Source organism: Cellulomonas rhizosphaerae (assembly GCF_003470205.1).
GTDB classification, from domain to species: Bacteria; Actinomycetota; Actinomycetes; order Actinomycetales; family Cellulomonadaceae; genus Cellulomonas; species Cellulomonas rhizosphaerae.
On the sequence record NZ_QWKP01000189.1, the window covers coordinates 1 to 16,636 of the forward strand.

Genomic DNA, 16,636 nt, shown 5'->3' on the forward strand with positions numbered 1-16,636 from the left:
CCCTGCCGCTGCCGTCGCCGGTGCGCGGGCGGGTGGAGTTCGAGCACGTGGCGTTCAGCTACTCGCCCGACAAGCCGCTTATCGAGGACCTGTCGATCGTCGCCGAGCCCGGTCAGACGATCGCGATCGTCGGGCCGACCGGTGCGGGCAAGACCACCCTGGTCAACCTGCTCATGCGGTTCTACGAGGTCGACTCCGGCCGGATCACGCTCGACGGCGTCGACACGCGCGCGACGACGCGGGACGCGCTGCGCTCGCAGATGGGCATGGTCCTGCAGGACACGTGGCTGTTCGGCGGGTCGATCGCGGACAACATCGCCTACGGCGTCGAGTCGGCGACCCACGAGCAGATCGTCGCGGCCGCCGAGGCGACGCACGTCGACCGGTTCGTCCGGACGCTGCCCGACGGCTACGACACCGTGATCGACGACGAGGGCGCGAACGTCTCCGCGGGCGAGAAGCAGCTGCTCACGATCGCGCGCGCGTTCCTCGCCGACCCGACGATCCTCATCCTCGACGAGGCCACCTCGTCGGTCGACACGCGCACCGAGGTGCTCGTGCAGCAGGCGATGAACGCGCTGCGCGTGGGCCGCACGTCGTTCGTCATCGCGCACCGGCTCTCGACCATCCGCGACGCCGACATCATCCTGGTGATGGAGAACGGGGCGATCGTCGAGCAGGGCTCGCACGACGAGCTCCTCGCGGCCGACGGCGCGTACGCGCGGCTGTACGCGAGCCAGTTCGCGGCGGCGGTGACCGAGGAGTAGACGGGACCTGCGTGAAACGGGCATAGCGGACACGCGCTGCCTCCCGATAGCGTCGGAACGCCCCTGGAGCAGGGACGCGACGTGAGGGGGACCGGCATGCGCCCGCTGGTGCGGATCCTGGGGCGGTCGGCTGCGCGCGCGGCCCAGCATGCACAACTGCCCTCGCCCGACGTGCTCGAGCTGCGGGTGCACGGCGTCGCGAACACGCCGCCCGCCGCGATGCTCGGGCTCGACCCGACCCAGATCGAGCAGGTGGACGGCGACGCGCTCGGCAGCTTCTGGGCCGCGACGCCTCGAGCGCTGGGCACCGAGCGCCCCGCGGGCGACCCCCGCGTCCCGCCGCCGGGCGTGCGGCGCGAGGGCTACTCGTGGGGCGCGATGGCCCGCCTGTCGACCGTTCCCGCCCTCGGCAAGGCCAGCGGGCTGGTCGCGGGCGTCATCCGCGCGCTGTGGGTGCTGATCATCCCGTTCGGCCTCGCGAACGTCGCGTACTGGACGCGGGACGCCGACGAGCCCACGGGTCGCCGCTCGTCGGCCGCGGGCGGGCTGGTCCGGCTCTTCGGGCTCGCGCTCACGCTGCTGTGGGTCGCGACGACGGCCACGGTCGCGCTCGGCATCGTCGGCGCGCAGTGCTACGGCCCCCGGACGACGCTCGACGTGGCCGTCCCGGGCCAGGGCACGACGACCGTGGACTACGTGCTGACCTGCTCCGCCCTGCCGGACCAGCTGGACTCCTGGGCGCGCTGGTCCTCGGGGTCGCGCACCGCGTTGCTCGCCGTCCTGGCCGCCGCGGCCGTCCTCGCGCTCGCCGCGGTCGGGTCCACGGGCAGGCTGCGCTACGAGCGGCGGATGTCCGGCACGAAGGCCCGCGGTCTCACGTCGGACCGGGCGAGCGACGACGGGAAGGTCTGGCCGATGCTGGCCCGCCCGGGCTTCTGGACCCACGCCAAGCGCTCGTCGGTGCTCTGGTACCAGCACCTGTCCGCCGCGTTCGCGCTGCTCGCGCTGCTGCTCGCGTGGCACTTCCTGTACCGCGACGAGCCGGAGTGCTGGGACGCCACCGGCTTCGGCGCGCGCGGCTGCCTCGGTCCCGGCGTGTGGGGAACGTCGGGCAACGCGTCCTGGGCGGTGATGATCGCCGTCGGGCTGGCGCTGCTCGTGGTCGTCGCGTGGCGCGTGGCGCGCGTCCGGCTCGACCCGCTGCCGCACGGCGCCTCGCGCCCGGCCGTGACGTCCGACGCGCAGGTGTCCCGCGCGGGCGACGCCGCGCTGTTCGGGGTGGGCTTCGGCCTGTTCGTGTGGGCCGTCGTCGCGGTGGCGGGCAGCGGCGACGGGCCGCTGCGGCCGAGCGACCCGGCGGCCGTGCCGTTCCTCGGGCTCGCCGCGGTGCCGAGCATCCTCATCGGGCTCATGGTGGTGCTGTGCGTCGCGGCGGTCGGCCTGCGCTCGCGGTTGCGGGCCCTGGTCTGGGCGCCGTGCGTGGTGGTCGCCGTCGGGGGAGCGGTGACCGCCCTGCTCTGGCCGGACGGGGCGGGCGGGGTGTTGGCGCGCTCGGCCACCGGCGCGGCGTTCGTCGTGCTGCTCGTCGTGGCCGTCGTCTCCAACGCGCGGCACCGCACCCGCGGCCGCGAGGGCTGGTCCGGGCGCGGCCCGTTCGTCCTGCTCGCCACGTCGGCGGGCATCGCCATGGTGCTCAGCGCCTCGACCGTGCTCGGCGTCGTCGCGTGGCTCCAGGCGCCGGGCGCGCCCGAGAACGCGACCGTCCCCGCCCAGGTCACGGCTGCTCTCGGCGAGGTGGCCGCTGACGACCGCCTGCGCGACCCCGTCACCGTGCAGGTCGCCGCCCCGGTGCAGCTCGTCACGCCGCCCGGGTACGTCGAGTTCGCCGCGATGAGCGTCGCGGTGATCGCCGTTCTTGCGGTGCTGATGATCGTGCTGTCGGCGCGGATGGGGGCGCTGCGCTCGCGGCCGCTGCCCGTGATCCCCGGCGACGCGCCCCCGGCCAAGACTGACAAGGGCGTGGACCAGGCGATCCAGCGCGGGCGCCGGCACGCCGCCCTCGCCCACCGGGCCGAGCGCATCGTCGGCGTGGTCGGGACCGCGTTCTTCCTCGCCCTGGTGGGCACGCTGCTGCTGCCGGACCCCGACGAGGAGGTCGCCGGGTTCTGGGGCGACGTGTGGGACCTGGGCGTGCAGTGGTCGACGAAGGCCGTGGTGCTGGCGTTCGGGCTCGTCGTCGCGAGCGTCGTCGGCGCCGGCTCCAAGAAGTCGCTGGCCCGCCCGTGGGGGTTGCTGTGGGACCTCATGTGCTTCCTGCCGCGCGCCGCCCACCCGTTCGCGCCGCCCTGCTACGCCGAGCGGGTCGTGCCCGAGCTGCGGGCACGCATCGACACCTGGCTCGGCGACGACCTCGATCCCGCTCAGGTCCCGGCCAGCCGCCGTCGCGCGCTGGCGGACCGGCGCGTGGTCATCTCGGCCCACAGCCTCGGCGGGGTCGTCGCGGTGGCCGCGCTGCTGGCGCGGTGGGACGGACCGGCAGGCCCGCGCGACGACCGGGTCGCGCTGCTCACCTACGGGACCCAGCTGCGCGCGTACTTCGGCCGGTTCTTCCCCGAGCTGTTCGGCCCGGCCGTCCTGGGTACCCACCCGGTCGCGCCCGCGAAGCTGTGGGCGGCTGACCCGTGGGCCCGGGCGCTGCCGGCGGACGTGACGCCGGACGCCGTGACGGTCGTCGAGTCGCTGACCACCCCGGGCCGCCCGACCCGGTGGCGCAGCCTGTGGCGGCGCACGGACTTCATCGGCTTCCCCGTCGACGCGTACGCGGCCGACGGCACGGGCATCGACCATCCGGCCCAGGAGGTCGACGACGTGGCCTACCTGCTGACCATCGCCGCGCACAGCGGGTACCCGAACGCGCCCGAGTACCGCGGGCAGCTCGACGAGCTCGTCGGAATGCTGCGCGAGGAGGGGAGCTAGCGGCCCTATCCTCGGCACATGCCCGGAGATCCGCAGGTCGACGCGGTACAGAAGCGCGCCGGTTTCCACCGCGACCAGCTGACCTTCGCGTTCTACGGCAACTTCGTCATCTGGGGCTGGCTGCTCTACAGCTTCAACCCGAGCGTGACGCTGCTGGCCGACGACTTCGACATCTCGCTGGCGCAGGCCGGCCTGCACGGGACCGCGATGGCCGGCGGCGGGATCGTCGCCGCGTTCCTCTCGCCGCGGCTCGTGCGCCGCTACGGCCGTCGGGCCGCGCTGTTCGTCGCCTACGCGGCCATCACGATCGGCATCGTCGCCCTGGTCACCGCGGCCGACCTGCCCTCGAGCCTGACCGCGGTCGTCGTGCTCGCGATCGGCGGCAACATCGCGATCAGCGCGGCGCAGCCCGGGCTCGCGCTGCACCACGGGCCCGCCGCGTCGGCCGCCGTCACCGAGGCCAACGGCGTCGGCTCCTCGATCGGGCTCATCGGACCGCTCGCCGTGGGCGCGTGCGTCGCGATCGGCTGGGGCTGGCGCCCCGCGGTCGCCGTCACGGTCCTGATCGCCGCGGTCACGGCCGTGATGCTCGCGCGCATGCCCGTCGGCGGTGCGATGACGCCGCCCGCGCGCCGCGCCCACGGAGGCGACACCCTGCGCGCCGACGGCGAGCAGCCGTTGCTCGGCTCGGTCGAGGCGCTCGCGGTGGCCGTCGTCGACCCGACCGACCCGCACGACTCGGCGGCCGACCGCCGCGCGCTCAACCGCCTGCCCGCCTGGTGCTTCCTCGCCTCGCTCGTCGCGGCGATCGCCCTGGAGATGACCACCACGTACTGGTCCACCGACCTCGTGCGTGAGCAGACCGGCGCCGGCGCCGGCATCGCGGCGGCCACCACCGCCGGGCTCGTCGCGGGCATGTCGGTGATCCGCTTCGTCATGGGGCCGATCTCGCTGCGGGTCCCGCCCGCGCTCATCCTCGTCTCCGGCTTCCTCGTCTCGATCGGCGGGTGGGCGATCCTGTGGACCGCGACGACGCCCGCCGTCGCCATCGTCGGCCTCGTCGTCACCGGGCTCGGCTTCGGCGTGCAGTACCCGCTGTCGATCTCGCTGCTCATCGCGACCGCCCCCGCGGCCGGCGACGCCGCGCAGTCGCGAGCCACCCTCGCGGGCGGGATCGCCGTCGGTGTCGCGCCCTTCGCGCTCGGAGCGCTCGCGGACGCGGTCGGCATCCACGCCGCGTTCGCCGTCGTCCCCGCGGCGGCTGTGCTCGGCTGCGCCGCGGCGGCGCTCGGCGCGCGCGCGTCCAGCCGCGCGTCGAAGACTTCGTCACGCGAGGCGTGACCACGTCTTCGACGTCGCCGGTCCGAGCACCGGGCCGACGCCTGGGAGAATCCTCGTCGTGATCGAGCACATCGACGACTCCCGCGACCCCCGGCTCAGCGACTACTTCGACCTGACCGACGTCCGGCTGCGCCGCTCCAAGGAAGCCGCCGAGGGCCTGTACATGGCGGAGAGCTCGAAGGTCATCGGTCGCGCGCTCGAGCTCGGCCACCAGCCGCGCTCGCTGCTGACCACGGAGCGGTGGCTCTCGACGTTCGAGGACCTCATCGCGGATGCCGAGGCTCGCTTCGGGCCGATCCCCGTCTACGTCGGGACCTCGGAGATCGTCGAGCAGCTCACGGGCTTCAACCTGCACCGCGGCGCCCTGGCGGCGATGCACCGTCCGCCGCTGCCGTCGATGACCGATCTCGTCGCGTCGGCCCGGCGCATCGCGGTGCTCGACGGCCTGGTCGACCACACCAACGTGGGTGCCCTTTTCCGCAGCGCGGCCGCCCTGGGCATCGACGCGATCGTCCTGTCGCCGGACTGCGCCGACCCGCTCTACCGGCGCAGCGTGCGCGTCTCGATGGGTGCCGCGCTCACGCTGCCCTACACGCGAGCCGTGTCCTGGGCCGAGGACCTGCAGGCGCTGCGTGCCGAAGGCTTCACGCTCGCCGCGCTGGCGCTGAGCGACGACTCGGTGGACCTGGCCGACTTCGCCGCCGACCTGCCCGATCGCGTGGCGTGGATGCTCGGGTCCGAGGGGCACGGGCTGTCCAAGACCGCGCTGGCCGCGGCCGACGTCGTCGTGCGGATCCCGATGCAGAGGGGGATCGACTCGCTCAACGTGGCCGCGGCGAGCGCGGTGGCGTTCTGGGCGTCGCGGGGGTGAGCTGGTGGCAGGCGTTCCGGGAGGCGTGGGCGGAGCGTGCCGAGCCCCGAACGGATCTGCCGGGAACGCTGGCCGAGGCGCTGGAGGCAGTGGGGGGATCCGGACGTCCGGGTCCGTGCTGCCGCGGGCGTCGTTCTGGCGGGTTCGGAAGACGTCGGTGCCGTCGCCGACCGGCTCGATGCGCTCCTGCTCGATCCCGAGAACACCTTCGTCACGTCCGAGACCGCGCTGGCCTTGGTCGCCCGAGATGATGCGGAGAGGATCCGGCTGATCGCGTCGGCACTCGTACGAGCCGACGAGGACACGGCGAACTGGCTGGTGGACGCGGTGACGTGTGGGCACTCTGATGCCGAGTGGCGCCTGACGGTGTCGGTCCTCGCCACCCTCGTCGAGGATGACGACCCGGACACGGCTGCTGGTGCGGCGCGGCTCGCGGCGCAGATGCCGGGCGCGGAGGCGACTGGCGGCTCACCGGGGTCTACTTCCTGACCTTCTCGAACCCACGAGGGGACGACCCGCGTGAGCCCTTACCGTCAGGGCGGCCAGCCGGTCCCGATCGTCGCGCGGCACCCCGATCGAAGCAACGCGATTCCACCGCCGGGCGCTTGGCGCGGAACGCGCCTACCGTGCGTGCATGCCCCTCACCACGCGCGCCATCGGCGACGAGAGCTTCGTCTCCCTGACCACCTTCCGTCGCACCGGCGTCGGCGTCCCGACCACGGTCTGGCTGGTCCGCGACGGTGAGGACCTGCTGGTGACTACCCCCGCGACCAGCGGCAAGGTCAAGCGGCTGCGCAACGACAGCCGCGTCGAGCTGCGACCGTCGAGCCGCACGGGGAAGGTCGCCGACGACGCACCGGTCCTGACGGGCACCGCAGAGGTGCGCGACGACGCGGCGATCCTCGCGACCGTCACGCGGCTGATGCGCGCCAAGTACGGGCTGCAGTACCGCGTCCTCATGCTCGTCGAGAAGCTCAGTCGCAAGCAGGGCAACCGCGTGATCGTGCGGATCACCCCTGCCTGAGGCTCAGCCGAAGACGTGCGGCCCCTGCGCGTGCTCGACGAGGACGTCGAGCGCGCTGACCCAGCCGTCGTAGAACGACTCGTCGCCGGGCGTGCCGTCGACGCCCTGCAGCTGGAAGGTCATGAGCGTGAGCTCGCCGAGCGACTCGAAGGTGACCGTGACGACGGGGGCGTCGTCGGGGTCGTCGTCCGGGTTGCCCCACGTGAACACGAGGCGCTCGGTCGGGACGATCTCCCGGTAGACGCCGCCGGTGGGGTACTCGTCGCCGGTCGAGTCGTTGACCATCGTGTAGGTGTAGGCGCCGCCGACGCGGAGGTCGACGGTGACGCTGTCGCGTGGGGTCGTCACGCCGCGCGGGTGCCACCAGTGCGCCAGCTCGTCGGGGTCGGTCCAGGCGGTCCAGAGCTCCTCGGGCGTCGCGTCGATCTCGCGCGTGAGGGTGAAGCCCTTCGTGGTGTCGATCATCGTGCCTCTCCTTGTCGTCGCTTCTCACGGATGCGTTCCTCGAGCAGGTCGAACCGCTCGTTCCACTCGGCCTTGCGCTCGGCGATCCACGCGGACGCGTCGTCGAGGCCCTCCTCGCAGATGCTGCACTGCCGCCACTGGGCGTCCACGGTCCGCTCGACGAGGCCCGCGCTCTCGAGCACGCCGAGGTGCTGGGAGACCGCCGGTCGGCTGATCGGGTAGGGCGCCGCGAGCTCGCCCACGCTGATCGGCCCGTGGGACAGGCGGGTCAGGATGTCGCGGCGTGTGGGGTCGGCCAGGGCGCTGAACACCCGGCTGAGCTCGTCGGTGGCTGGCATGGCCCTCCGTATGTAAGGAATTGCTTACACACTAACCCCGTCGGCGATCCGTGACAATGGGGCCATGGGGGACCTGCTGGTGCTGCTCTCGTCCGTGCCGCTCGCGGCGAGCATCGTCCTGCTGTTCAACCGGCGCGGCGGGCTCGTCGACTGGGGCGGCTCGGCCGCCGCAGTGCGCGGTGTGCGCATCCGCGGGGCGTGCTTCCTGCTCGGCCTGCTGATGCTCGGTGTCGGGCTGACGCTCGGGCTGCAGCAGGGGTGGACGACCTCGTCGGCCGTCGAGGCCGGGGTCGCGGCGGCGGCGCTGGTCGCGTTCGCGGTCTACCGCCCGCGCGTGGTCGCGTTGGCGCAGACGGGCCGACGACAGGCGCCGAGGATCAGGCTCGCTCCTCGGGCGCGCACGGTGTGGCTCATGCTGTTCGCCCTGAGCGCGCTGGCGTCGCTCGTGCTGAGCGTGCTGGCCGTCGCCTAGTCCAAAGCCAGGCCGTCGACGACCTCGACGCCGGGCATGGTCGCCAGCAGCGAGCCCGGCAGAGCGATCTTCGAGTGCCGCACGCCCGAGCCGATCACGACGATCCCGCCCGCCTCCGGGTCGTCGACCGTGACGCGGGCGTCGAGCAGGACGCGGTAGTCGTCGGGCAGGCCGATGGGCGTGATCCCGCCGTACTCCATGCCGGACTCGGCCGTCGCGCGGTCCATCGGCAGGAACGAGCACTTGCGCACGTCGAGCAGGCGCTTGACCGTCGAGTTCACGTCCGCCCGCGTCGTGGCTCGCACCAGCGCGGCGGCGATCTTCTCGGTGCCCTCTCGTCGGCCCGCGACCAGGACGCAGTTGACCGACGCGGACGGCGGCAGGTCGAACGCCTCGGTCAGCGCGGCCGTGTCGGCCAGGTCCGGGTCGATCTGCGCCACGAGCACCTCGTCGGCCACGCGGGGCTCGTCGGCCGCCCAGGCGGTCAGCGCGGCGGCCGTGCTGGGGGCCACGAGGTCGAGGTGGTCGAGCGCGCGCGCCCACGTCAGGGTCCCGAGAGTCATGCCCGGCAGGCTACCCAGCGTTCTGGTAGGTCGGCACGATCAGCCCACGGGCGATCGTGTGGAACACGACCGCGGTGTTCGCGGCCCCCGGCATCGCGTCCTTGCTCAGGCCGAGGGAGGATGCGGACAGGGCGTGCACGACGAAGAAGTACCGGTGCGCCTGGTCGCGCGGCGGCGGGGCGGCGCCCTTGTAGACGGGCTCGCCGTCGTCGCCGCGCAGCATGAACGCACCGGCGGGCAGCGTCCCGCCCGGCGAGCCGGCGCCACGCTCGAGCGAGGTCGTGTCCTTCGGCAGGTCGACGAGCGTCCAGTGCCACCAGCCGGCCGGGCCGGGCGCATCGGGATCGAAGCAGGTGACCCAGAACGACTGGGTCTCCTCGGGGAAGCCGGACCAGCTCAGCTGCGGGGAGACGTTGTCGCCGCGGTCGGTGTTGGTGTGCTCGTCGGGCAGCCGCTCGCCGTGGGCGATGTCGTCGCTGGTGACGGTGAACGTGGGCACCGGCGGCAGCAGGTCGTACGGGTGCGGGGCGACGGGTCGGGTCAGCGAGGTCATCTGGCCATCATCGTGCGGGTCGCCCTCAGGTGCGCGACGAGTCGTCGAGGACCGCCCGCGCGGGCATGAGCCGGTCGATGCCCACCAGGACCAGGCCGAGGACGAAGAACCCGATCCCGTAGATCACGACGTTGAGCAGCAGGCCGCCGTAGCCGATGTCCGAGACGTCGACGAACGGGTAGGGGTAGGCGCTGCCGGGGGAGACCAGGCCGCGCACGGTCGCGAACGCGCAGTACGCGACCGGGTAGAGCAGCCACCATGCCGCGTGCGAGACCCGCAGGCGACGGTGCGGAACCATGAGCAGGAAGTGCACGAACGCCGCGATCGGGGTCAGGCGGTGCACGATCTGGTCGTGCGTCAGACCGAGCGTGATGATCTCCTCGCCCGGAGGCGCCGGGTCGAGGATCAGGTAGGCCACCAGGCCGGTGATGAGGATGAACAGGGTCACCGCGCCGATGAGCCACAGCGGGGGTCCCTGACGCCGGGCGAGGGCGGCGACGCCCGCCCACGTCATCACGATCGCCAGCAGCAGGTTGGACTGGTTGGTGAAGTACACGTAGTCGGTGAGCTCGAAGCTCACGCCGGTGCTGGGCGCCCAGAACAGGGCGACGAACGTGACGGCGGCGAGCGCCAACCGGTACAGCCCGACGACGATCCGCATGCCCGCTCCTTCGTCTCGTACCCGCCGCAACGCTGCGGCCTGCGCGAACGTATCCGAGCCCATCGCCGGTTGCCATCGCGCACGCCGTTCGCCCTCCCCGCGGATTGACACCGGAGGTCGTGTGGGCGTCTACTGCATACTCGAACACGTGTTCGACAAACGTGTCGAAATCGTATGAAGGCGCAGGTCAGCGCGCTGCCGTAGGTGGGAGGAGGTGCAGTGTGGGCACCAGCACGATGAGCAGGGAGGACCGTGCCGCCCTCGCCCGCGCGGCCCTCGCGCACGCCGAGCAGCGCACCGGTGCACGCAGCGTGCTGCGGCCGGACGGCGCGATCCGCGCGGCCGACGAGAGGGACGCGGTCGCTGCGGTCGACCCGGTCGCCCTGCGCGCGCCCGAGGTGGTCCGCAGCACCGCGCTGATCACCTCCGAGCGTCCGCCGCTGCCCGTGCCTGCCCAGCTCGCGGAGGTGCTGCCCGACGGGCTGCGCCGCGGAGGGACCACGGCCGTGCTCGGCTCCACCTCGCTCGTGCTGACCCTGCTCGCGCACGCGTGCGCCGGAGGGGCCTGGGCTGCGGTCGTCGGGCAGCCGACGATCGGGCTGCTGGCGGCCGCGCAGGCGGGGGTCGCGCTCGACCGGCTCGCGCTCGTGCCGCGTCCCGGTGCTGATGCCGCGGCGGTGCTCGCGGCGCTCGTCGACGGGCTGGACGTCGTGGTCGTCGGGCCGGACGTCGCGCTGGGCGATGCCGACCGCCGCCGGCTGTCCTCCCGGGCGCGTGAGCGAGGTGCCGTCCTGCTGCCCACCGTGGCGTGGTCCGGGGCGAGCGCCGTGCTGACCGTGGAGCAGGCGCGCTGGACCGGCGTGGGTGCGGGCGACGGGCGGCTGCGGACGCACAGCCTGCGGGTGGCGCGCACGGGCCGGGGGAGCGCGGCCGTGCCGCACGTCGTGGAGGTGACGCTCCCGCTGGGTGCGATGGCGCCGGTGGTCGTCGAGGTCGAGGTCGAGGTCGAGCAGACCGAGCGCACGTTGCGGCTGGTCGGATGAGCACGCGGACCACGGTGCTGTGGGTGCCGGACTGGCCCGTCGTCGCGGCGGCGGCGGCCGACGAGGTGCCCCGCCACCTGCCCGTCGCCGTACACGACGGGCAGCGGGTCACGGCCGTCTCCGCCCTGGCGCGCCTCGAGGGCGTGCGCCGCGGCATGCGCCGACGCCAGGCGCAGGGGTGCTGCCCGGAGCTCGTGCTGCTCGCGGCCGACGACGCGCGCGACGTGCGGATGTTCGAGCCGGTCGCCGTCGCCGCCGAGAGCGTGGTGGCCGGCATCGAGGTGGTCCGCGCGGGCATGCTGCTGCTGCCCGCGGGCGGGGCGAGCCGCTACCACGGGTCGGAGGAGGCGCTCGCGGAACGGCTCGTCGACGCCGTGGCCGCAGGCTCGGGTCACGAGTGCGGGGTCGGCACGGCCGACGGGATGCTCGCCGCCGTGCTCGCGGCCCGCACCGGCGCGCACGTGCCCCCCGGGCGCTCGGCCGCGTTCCTGGCCGAGCGCAGCGTGGCCGAGCTCGTGCACGCGACGGTGACCGACGAGGTCGCCGCCGAGGTGGGGGACCTGGTCGACCTGCTGGGCAGGCTCGGCCTGCGCACGCTCGGCCGGCTCGCCGCGCTGCCCGCCGCCGACGTGCACGCCCGCTTCGGGCGGCTCGGGGCGTGGGCACACCTGCTCGCGCGCGGCGACGACGAGCGCCCGCCCGCCCGCCGTCGCCCCGAGGCCGACCTGGAGGTCTCCGCCGAGCTCGAGCCGCCCGTGGACCGCGTCGACACCGCGACCTTCGCCGGTCGGCGCCTCGCCGAAGACCTGCACGCGATGCTCGTGCAGCGCTCGGTCACGTGCGGGCGGCTGCAGATCGCGGCGCGCACCGACGAGGGCGAGGACCTCGTGCGCACGTGGCGCACCGACCTCGGCGGCTGGGGCGGGCTGACCCCCGCGCGCATCACCGACCGCATCCGCTGGCAGCTCGAGGGGTGGCTCACCGCGTCGGCCGTCACGACTGCGCGAGGGCTGGCTGCCGACGCACGCACCGCCGGGGTCAGCCGCCAGCCCTCACGCAGTCGCGACGACTGGCCGGTCGACGACCCCGGCCCCGACCACGACCAGCCGGGCGTCGCGCTGGTCCGGCTCGCGGTGACCGCGCTCGACGTCGCACCTGCGGGAGCCGAGCAGGGGCGGCTGTGGGGCGGACCCTCGGGCGGGGACCTGCGCGCGCACCGCGCGCTCGACCGCGTGCAGGGGCTCGTCGGTGGTGCCGGGCTGCTCACCGCGACCCTGCAGGGCGGGCGCGACGTGCGCGACCAGGTGTACCTGCGCCCGTGGGGCGAGCAGACCACCCCGCCCCGCCCGATGGACCGGCCGTGGCCGGGGCGGCTGCCGGACCCTGCACCGGCGACGGTCCTGACCGTGCCGCGGCGGGTGGAGGTCCGCGACGCCGAGCGGCGGCCCGTCGAGCTGGACGTGCGCACCGGGATGAGCGGCGAGCCCGCCTGGGTGCGGGTGCTGCCCGAGGAGGACGGCGCGGCGGGCGACCCGCGCCCGCGCAAGGTCACCGGGTGGGCCGGCCCGTGGCTGCTCGGGGAGCGCTGGTGGACGGGGGACGCCGCGCCGACCCTGCGCGCGCACGTGCAGGTCACGCTCGACGAAGGCCCTGCGATGCTGCTCGCGTGCACCCCGGCAGGATGGACGTGCGAGGCCACCTATGACTAGCTCACCGCGGTACGCCGAGCTGCACGCGCACTCCGCCTTCAGCTTCCTGGACGGCGCGAGCCAGCCCGAGGAGCTCGCCGCCGAGGCCGCCCGCCTGGGCCAGCGCGCGCTCGCCCTCACCGACCACGACGGCCTGTACGGCGTGGTCCGGTTCTCCCAGGCCGCCAAGGCCGTGGGGCTGCCGACCGTGTTCGGCGCCGAGCTGCACCTGCCCGCCCCGGACGGTCGTCGCCACTCCCGGGAGCGCACCCGTGCCACGCCGGGGCTGGCGGTCCTCGACGCGCCGACCGGCGTGCCCGACCCGCGGGCGTCCCACCTGCTCGTCCTCGCCCGCGGGCCTGCGGGCTACCGCGCGCTGTCGCGCGCCATCGCCGAGGCCCACCTGCGCACCGGGCGCAAGGGCGCCGCGGACTACCGGCTCGAGGAGCTCGCGGCGACCGCCGACGGGCAGTGGCTCGTGCTGACCGGGTGCCGCAAGGGCTCGGTCCGGCGCGCGCTCGCGGGCGGCGACCCCTCGGGCGGCACGGGCGTGGCACCGGGCGGGTTCGACGACGCGCGGCGCGAGCTGGATCGGCTGGTGGCACTGTTCGGGCGAGACAACGTGGCGGTCGAGGTCACCGCGTCCGGCGACCCCTACGACTCCGAGCGGGCCGACGCCCTCGCCGCGCTCGCGGCCGCGGCGGACCTGCCGCTCGTGGCGACGGGCAACGTCCACTACGCCACGCCGCGCGACGCCGACCTCGCGCACGCGCTGGCCGCCGTGCGTGCGCGCTCGTCGCTCGAGGACCTCGACGGCTGGCTGCCCGGCGGGCCGGTCGCGCACCTGCGCTCGGCCGCGGAGATGCTCGCGCTGCACCGCCGGCACCCGCAGGCGGTCCTGACCGCGGCGGACCTGGCCGACGAGTGCGCGTTCGACCTCTCGCTCGTCGCGCCGGACCTGCCGCCCTACCCGGTGCCGGACGGCCACACCGAGGCCAGCTGGCTGCGCGAGCTCGTGCGGCAGGGAGCGCTCGAGCTGTACGGGCCACCGGAGTCGGAGCGCATCCCGGGTGCGTACGCGCAGCTCGAGCACGAGCTGCGCGTGATCGAGAACCTGCACTTCCCGGGCTACTTCCTGGTCGTCTACGACCTGGTCTCCTTCTGCCGCCGCAACGGGATCCTCGCGCAGGGGCGCGGGTCCGCCGCGAACTCGGCGGTCTGCTACGCGCTGCGGGTCACCGCGGTCGACGCGGTGCGGCACGGGCTGCTGTTCGAGCGGTTCCTCGCCCCCGAGCGCGACGGGCCGCCGGACATCGACGTCGACATCGAGTCCGCGCGCCGCGAGGAGGTCATCCAGTACGTCTACGAGAAGCACGGCCGCACGCATGCCGCGCAGGTGGCCAACGTCATCTCCTACCGGCCACGGTCCGCGATCCGCGACGCCGCTCGGGCGCTCGGGTTCGACGCCGGGCAGCAGGACGCCTGGGCGTCGTCGATCGAGCGGTGGGGGAGCCTGCGGCCACCTGCCCCTGCCCCTGCCATGCCGCCGGCATCTGCACTGTCGACACCAGCGCCGCCGCCCGTGCCTCGCGTGACCCGCGGCAAGGGCACGTCGACCGTCCCGCGCGGGCGGCCGGAGCCGACGGCGATCCGCGGCCGGGCGCAGCCTGCCCAGCCACGTCCTGCCCAGCCGCGCCCGGCCGGCCGACCGTCACGCCCGCACGTGGGTCACACCGACCCGTGGCCCGTGGCTTCGCTCAGCGCCCCCGTGGTCGTCGACCCGGTGGCGGACCCGGTCAGGACCGCGCGGATGGAGCGCAACGACGCCCGCGCGGCCATGTGGGGCGAGGACCGCGCGCCGGCGGCGCCCGGTCGCCTGCAGCGCGAACCCGCCTCTGCGCCCCGCTCGCCGCGCGAACCGCTGCCGCCGACCCGCTCGCCGCGCGAACCCTTGCCGCCGACCCGCTCGCCGCGCGGCACCGAGGTCGCCGGGCTCGCGACGGCCGACGGCCACGACGTGGTCCCCGCGCTGCGCCCGCCCGCCGCGAGCGAGCTGGACGAGATCCCCGAGCAGGTCCTCGACCTGGCCGAGCGGTTCCTGCGGCTGCCGCGCCACCTGGGCATCCACTCGGGCGGCATGGTCATGTGCGACCGGCCGGTCATCGAGGTGTGCCCGGTCGAGTGGGCGCGGATGCCCGGCCGCACGGTGCTGCAGTGGGACAAGGAGGACTGCGCGGACGCGGGACTGGTGAAGTTCGACCTGCTCGGCCTGGGGATGCTCACCGCGCTGCGGATCGGGTTCGGGTTCGTCAAGGAGCACGAGGGTCGCGAGCTCGACCTGCACGCGCTGCCTGACGAGGACCCGGGCGTGTACGAGCTGCTCAGCGCGGCGGACACCGTCGGGGTCTTCCAGGTGGAGTCGCGCGCGCAGATGGGCACGCTGCCGCGGCTGCGCCCCAAGGAGTTCTACGACATCGTCATCGAGGTCGCCCTGATCCGTCCCGGCCCGATCCAGGGCGGTTCGGTCCACCCGTACATCGAGCGCGCGCACGGCCGGCAGAAGGTCACCTACCTGCACCCGCTGCTCGAGAAGTCGTTGCACAAGACGCTCGGCGTGCCGCTGTTCCAGGAGCAGCTCATGCAGATGGCGATCGACGTGGCCGGGTTCACGGGCGCGGAGGCCGACCAGCTGCGTCGCGCGATGGGCTCCAAGCGCTCGACCGAGCGGATGTACGCGCTCAAGGACCGGCTGATGGCCGGGATGGCCCGCAACGACGTGACGCCGGAGGTCGGCGAGCAGATCTTCGACAAGCTCAAGGCGTTCGCCGACTTCGGCTTCCCCGAGTCGCACGCGTACTCGTTCGCCTACCTGGTCTACGCGAGCGCGTGGCTGAAGGTCTACCACCCGGCCGCCTTCTACGCGGGGCTGCTGGCCGCCCAGCCGATGGGGTTCTACTCGCCGCAGAGCCTGGCCGCGGACGCGCGCCGGCACGGCCTGGAGGTGCTGCGTCCGGACGTGCAGCTCTCCGACGTGCAGGCGTGCGTCGAGCGGCTCGGCCCGCCGCCGGACGGGGGAGAGCCCGTGCTGGTCCCCGCCCCGAGCGGCACCGGCCCGGCGGTCCCCGCGGGAGTCCGCACCGGGGAGGCGACGACGAGGCCGCGTGCGCTGGCCGTGCGGATGGGCCTGGTCGCGGTGCGCACGATCGGCGAGGAGCTGGCGCAGCGGATCGTCGACGCGCGGAACGCGCACGGGCCGTTCGTCGACCAGCGGGACCTGGCACGGCGCGTGCAGCTGACGACCGCGCAGCTCGAGGCGCTCGCGACCGCCGGCGCGCTGGACGGCCTGGGCATCAGCCGACGCGAGGGGCTGTGGGCCGCCGGGGCGCTCGCCCAGGAGGGGCCGGACACGCTCCCGGGTGTCAGCGTCGGGGTGCAGGCGCCGATGCTGCCGGGGTTCAGCGACGTCGAGACGGCGACCGCGGACGTGTGGGCCACGGGGGTCTCGGTGGACTCCTATCCGACCCAGTTCGTCCGCGACCGGCTCGACGAGGCTGGGGTGCTGCGCGTCGAGCAGGCGTTCCGCCACGAGGAGGGGCGCCGGGTGGCGGTCGCGGGCGTCGTCACGCACCGGCAGCGGCCGGGCACGGCGGGCGGCATCACGTTCCTGTCCCTCGAGGACGAGACCGGCCTGCTCAACGTCATCTGCTCGCCCGGGCTGTGGAGCAAGTTCCGCGTGGTGGCCCGCACGTCCAAGGCGCTCGTCGTGCGCGGCCGCCTGGAACGCGCCGACGGCGCCACCAACCTGGTCGCCGAGCACCTCTCGCCGCTGTCGCTCAAGGTCCGCAGCTCGTCGCGCGACTTCCGGTAGCGCCCG

General features: G+C 74.4%; 15 protein-coding genes. 10 read left to right on the forward strand and 5 right to left on the reverse strand.

All coding sequences use genetic code 11. The features are described from left to right. From D1825_RS09155 to D1825_RS09180, 6 genes are all read left to right on the forward strand, one after another. A partial coding sequence (locus D1825_RS09155; protein WP_118767120.1) for an ABC transporter ATP-binding protein occupies nucleotides 1-767 on the forward strand: 767 nt, incomplete at its 5' end. A gap of 81 nt (nucleotides 768-848) precedes the next feature. Further along, on the forward strand, nucleotides 849-3,743 hold the full coding sequence (locus tag D1825_RS09160) for a hypothetical protein (RefSeq protein WP_147356259.1): 2,895 nt from the start codon (nucleotides 849-851) through the stop codon (nucleotides 3,741-3,743). A gap of 18 nt (nucleotides 3,744-3,761) precedes the next feature. Next, nucleotides 3,762-5,084: an MFS transporter gene (locus tag D1825_RS09165; protein WP_118767122.1), complete on the forward strand. Its 1,323-nt coding sequence runs from the start codon at nucleotides 3,762-3,764 to the stop codon at nucleotides 5,082-5,084. Nucleotides 5,085-5,145: 61 nt separating this feature from the next. Further along, nucleotides 5,146-5,955 carry a TrmH family RNA methyltransferase gene (locus tag D1825_RS09170; RefSeq protein ID WP_233549784.1) on the forward strand — a complete coding sequence of 270 codons (810 nt, stop codon included), beginning with the start codon at nucleotides 5,146-5,148 and terminating at the stop codon, nucleotides 5,953-5,955. 36 nt (nucleotides 5,956-5,991) lie between these two features. After that, entirely contained in the window at nucleotides 5,992-6,444 is a 453-nt protein-coding gene (locus D1825_RS09175) for a hypothetical protein (RefSeq protein WP_118767123.1), read from the forward strand. Nucleotides 6,445-6,589: 145 nt separating this feature from the next. Continuing rightward, on the forward strand, nucleotides 6,590-6,979 hold the full coding sequence (locus D1825_RS09180) for a PPOX class F420-dependent oxidoreductase (RefSeq protein WP_118767124.1): 390 nt from the start codon (nucleotides 6,590-6,592) through the stop codon (nucleotides 6,977-6,979). A 3-nt stretch (nucleotides 6,980-6,982) separates the two neighbouring features. Here D1825_RS09180 and D1825_RS09185 read toward each other — a convergent pair whose 3' ends face one another. Together D1825_RS09185 and D1825_RS09190 are read right to left on the reverse strand one after the other, a co-directional pair. Continuing rightward, entirely contained in the window at nucleotides 6,983-7,444 is a 462-nt protein-coding gene (locus D1825_RS09185; protein ID WP_118767125.1) for an SRPBCC family protein, read from the reverse strand. Beyond that, the gene (locus D1825_RS09190) at nucleotides 7,441-7,782 is read right to left on the reverse strand and encodes an ArsR/SmtB family transcription factor (RefSeq protein ID WP_118767126.1); all 342 of its coding nucleotides are present in this window, start codon (nucleotides 7,780-7,782) and stop codon (nucleotides 7,441-7,443) included. Before D1825_RS09190 ends, D1825_RS09185 begins: the two co-directional genes overlap by 4 nt. A 64-nt stretch (nucleotides 7,783-7,846) precedes the next feature. On the opposite strand from D1825_RS09190, the gene D1825_RS09195 reads away from it, so the two are divergent. Beyond that, nucleotides 7,847-8,254 (forward strand): hypothetical protein, encoded by a 408-nt coding sequence (locus tag D1825_RS09195; protein WP_118767127.1) that lies wholly within the window; start codon nucleotides 7,847-7,849, stop codon nucleotides 8,252-8,254. On the opposite strand, the gene D1825_RS09200 is transcribed toward D1825_RS09195, so the two are convergent. From D1825_RS09200 to D1825_RS09210, 3 genes are read right to left on the reverse strand one after another with little or no spacing between them, the layout of a single operon-like run. Then, on the reverse strand, nucleotides 8,251-8,817 hold the full coding sequence (locus D1825_RS09200; protein ID WP_118767128.1) for a YbaK/EbsC family protein: 567 nt from the start codon (nucleotides 8,815-8,817) through the stop codon (nucleotides 8,251-8,253). The genes D1825_RS09195 and D1825_RS09200 overlap by 4 nt on opposite strands. Nucleotides 8,818-8,827: 10 nt before the next feature. Then, nucleotides 8,828-9,370 carry a YbhB/YbcL family Raf kinase inhibitor-like protein gene (locus D1825_RS09205; protein ID WP_118767129.1) on the reverse strand — a complete coding sequence of 181 codons (543 nt, stop codon included), beginning with the start codon at nucleotides 9,368-9,370 and terminating at the stop codon, nucleotides 8,828-8,830. A gap of 25 nt (nucleotides 9,371-9,395) precedes the next feature. Next, nucleotides 9,396-10,031 (reverse strand): Pr6Pr family membrane protein, encoded by a 636-nt coding sequence (locus tag D1825_RS09210; RefSeq protein ID WP_118767130.1) that lies wholly within the window; start codon nucleotides 10,029-10,031, stop codon nucleotides 9,396-9,398. A gap of 221 nt (nucleotides 10,032-10,252) precedes the next feature. Between D1825_RS09210 and D1825_RS09215 the strand changes: the two genes are divergently transcribed. From D1825_RS09215 to D1825_RS18595, 3 genes are read left to right on the forward strand one after another with little or no spacing between them, the layout of a single operon-like run. Beyond that, the gene (locus D1825_RS09215; RefSeq protein ID WP_199721550.1) at nucleotides 10,253-11,074 is read left to right on the forward strand and encodes a hypothetical protein; all 822 of its coding nucleotides are present in this window, start codon (nucleotides 10,253-10,255) and stop codon (nucleotides 11,072-11,074) included. Further along, the gene (locus D1825_RS09220) at nucleotides 11,071-12,783 is read left to right on the forward strand and encodes a DNA polymerase Y family protein (protein WP_118767131.1); all 1,713 of its coding nucleotides are present in this window, start codon (nucleotides 11,071-11,073) and stop codon (nucleotides 12,781-12,783) included. Before D1825_RS09215 ends, D1825_RS09220 begins: the two co-directional genes overlap by 4 nt. Next, nucleotides 12,776-16,630 (forward strand): error-prone DNA polymerase, encoded by a 3,855-nt coding sequence (locus D1825_RS18595; RefSeq protein WP_233549780.1) that lies wholly within the window; start codon nucleotides 12,776-12,778, stop codon nucleotides 16,628-16,630. Before D1825_RS09220 ends, D1825_RS18595 begins: the two co-directional genes overlap by 8 nt. Nucleotides 16,631-16,636 lie beyond the last annotated feature (6 nt).

Coding starts and splice junctions, on each gene's coding strand:
- D1825_RS09165 (WP_118767122.1), top strand. CDS start 3,762: ATGCCCGGAGATCCGCAGGTCGACGCGGTACAGAAGCGCGCCGGTTTC.
- D1825_RS09180 (WP_118767124.1), top strand. CDS start 6,590: ATGCCCCTCACCACGCGCGCCATCGGCGACGAGAGCTTCGTCTCCCTG.
- D1825_RS09185 (WP_118767125.1), bottom strand. CDS start 7,444: ATGATCGACACCACGAAGGGCTTCACCCTCACGCGCGAGATCGACGCG.
- D1825_RS09190 (WP_118767126.1), bottom strand. CDS start 7,782: ATGCCAGCCACCGACGAGCTCAGCCGGGTGTTCAGCGCCCTGGCCGAC.
- D1825_RS09195 (WP_118767127.1), top strand. CDS start 7,847: ATGGGGGACCTGCTGGTGCTGCTCTCGTCCGTGCCGCTCGCGGCGAGC.
- D1825_RS09200 (WP_118767128.1), bottom strand. CDS start 8,817: ATGACTCTCGGGACCCTGACGTGGGCGCGCGCGCTCGACCACCTCGAC.
- D1825_RS09205 (WP_118767129.1), bottom strand. CDS start 9,370: ATGACCTCGCTGACCCGACCCGTCGCCCCGCACCCGTACGACCTGCTG.
- D1825_RS09210 (WP_118767130.1), bottom strand. CDS start 10,031: ATGCGGATCGTCGTCGGGCTGTACCGGTTGGCGCTCGCCGCCGTCACG.
- D1825_RS09220 (WP_118767131.1), top strand. CDS start 11,071: ATGAGCACGCGGACCACGGTGCTGTGGGTGCCGGACTGGCCCGTCGTC.
- D1825_RS18595 (WP_233549780.1), top strand. CDS start 12,776: ATGACTAGCTCACCGCGGTACGCCGAGCTGCACGCGCACTCCGCCTTC.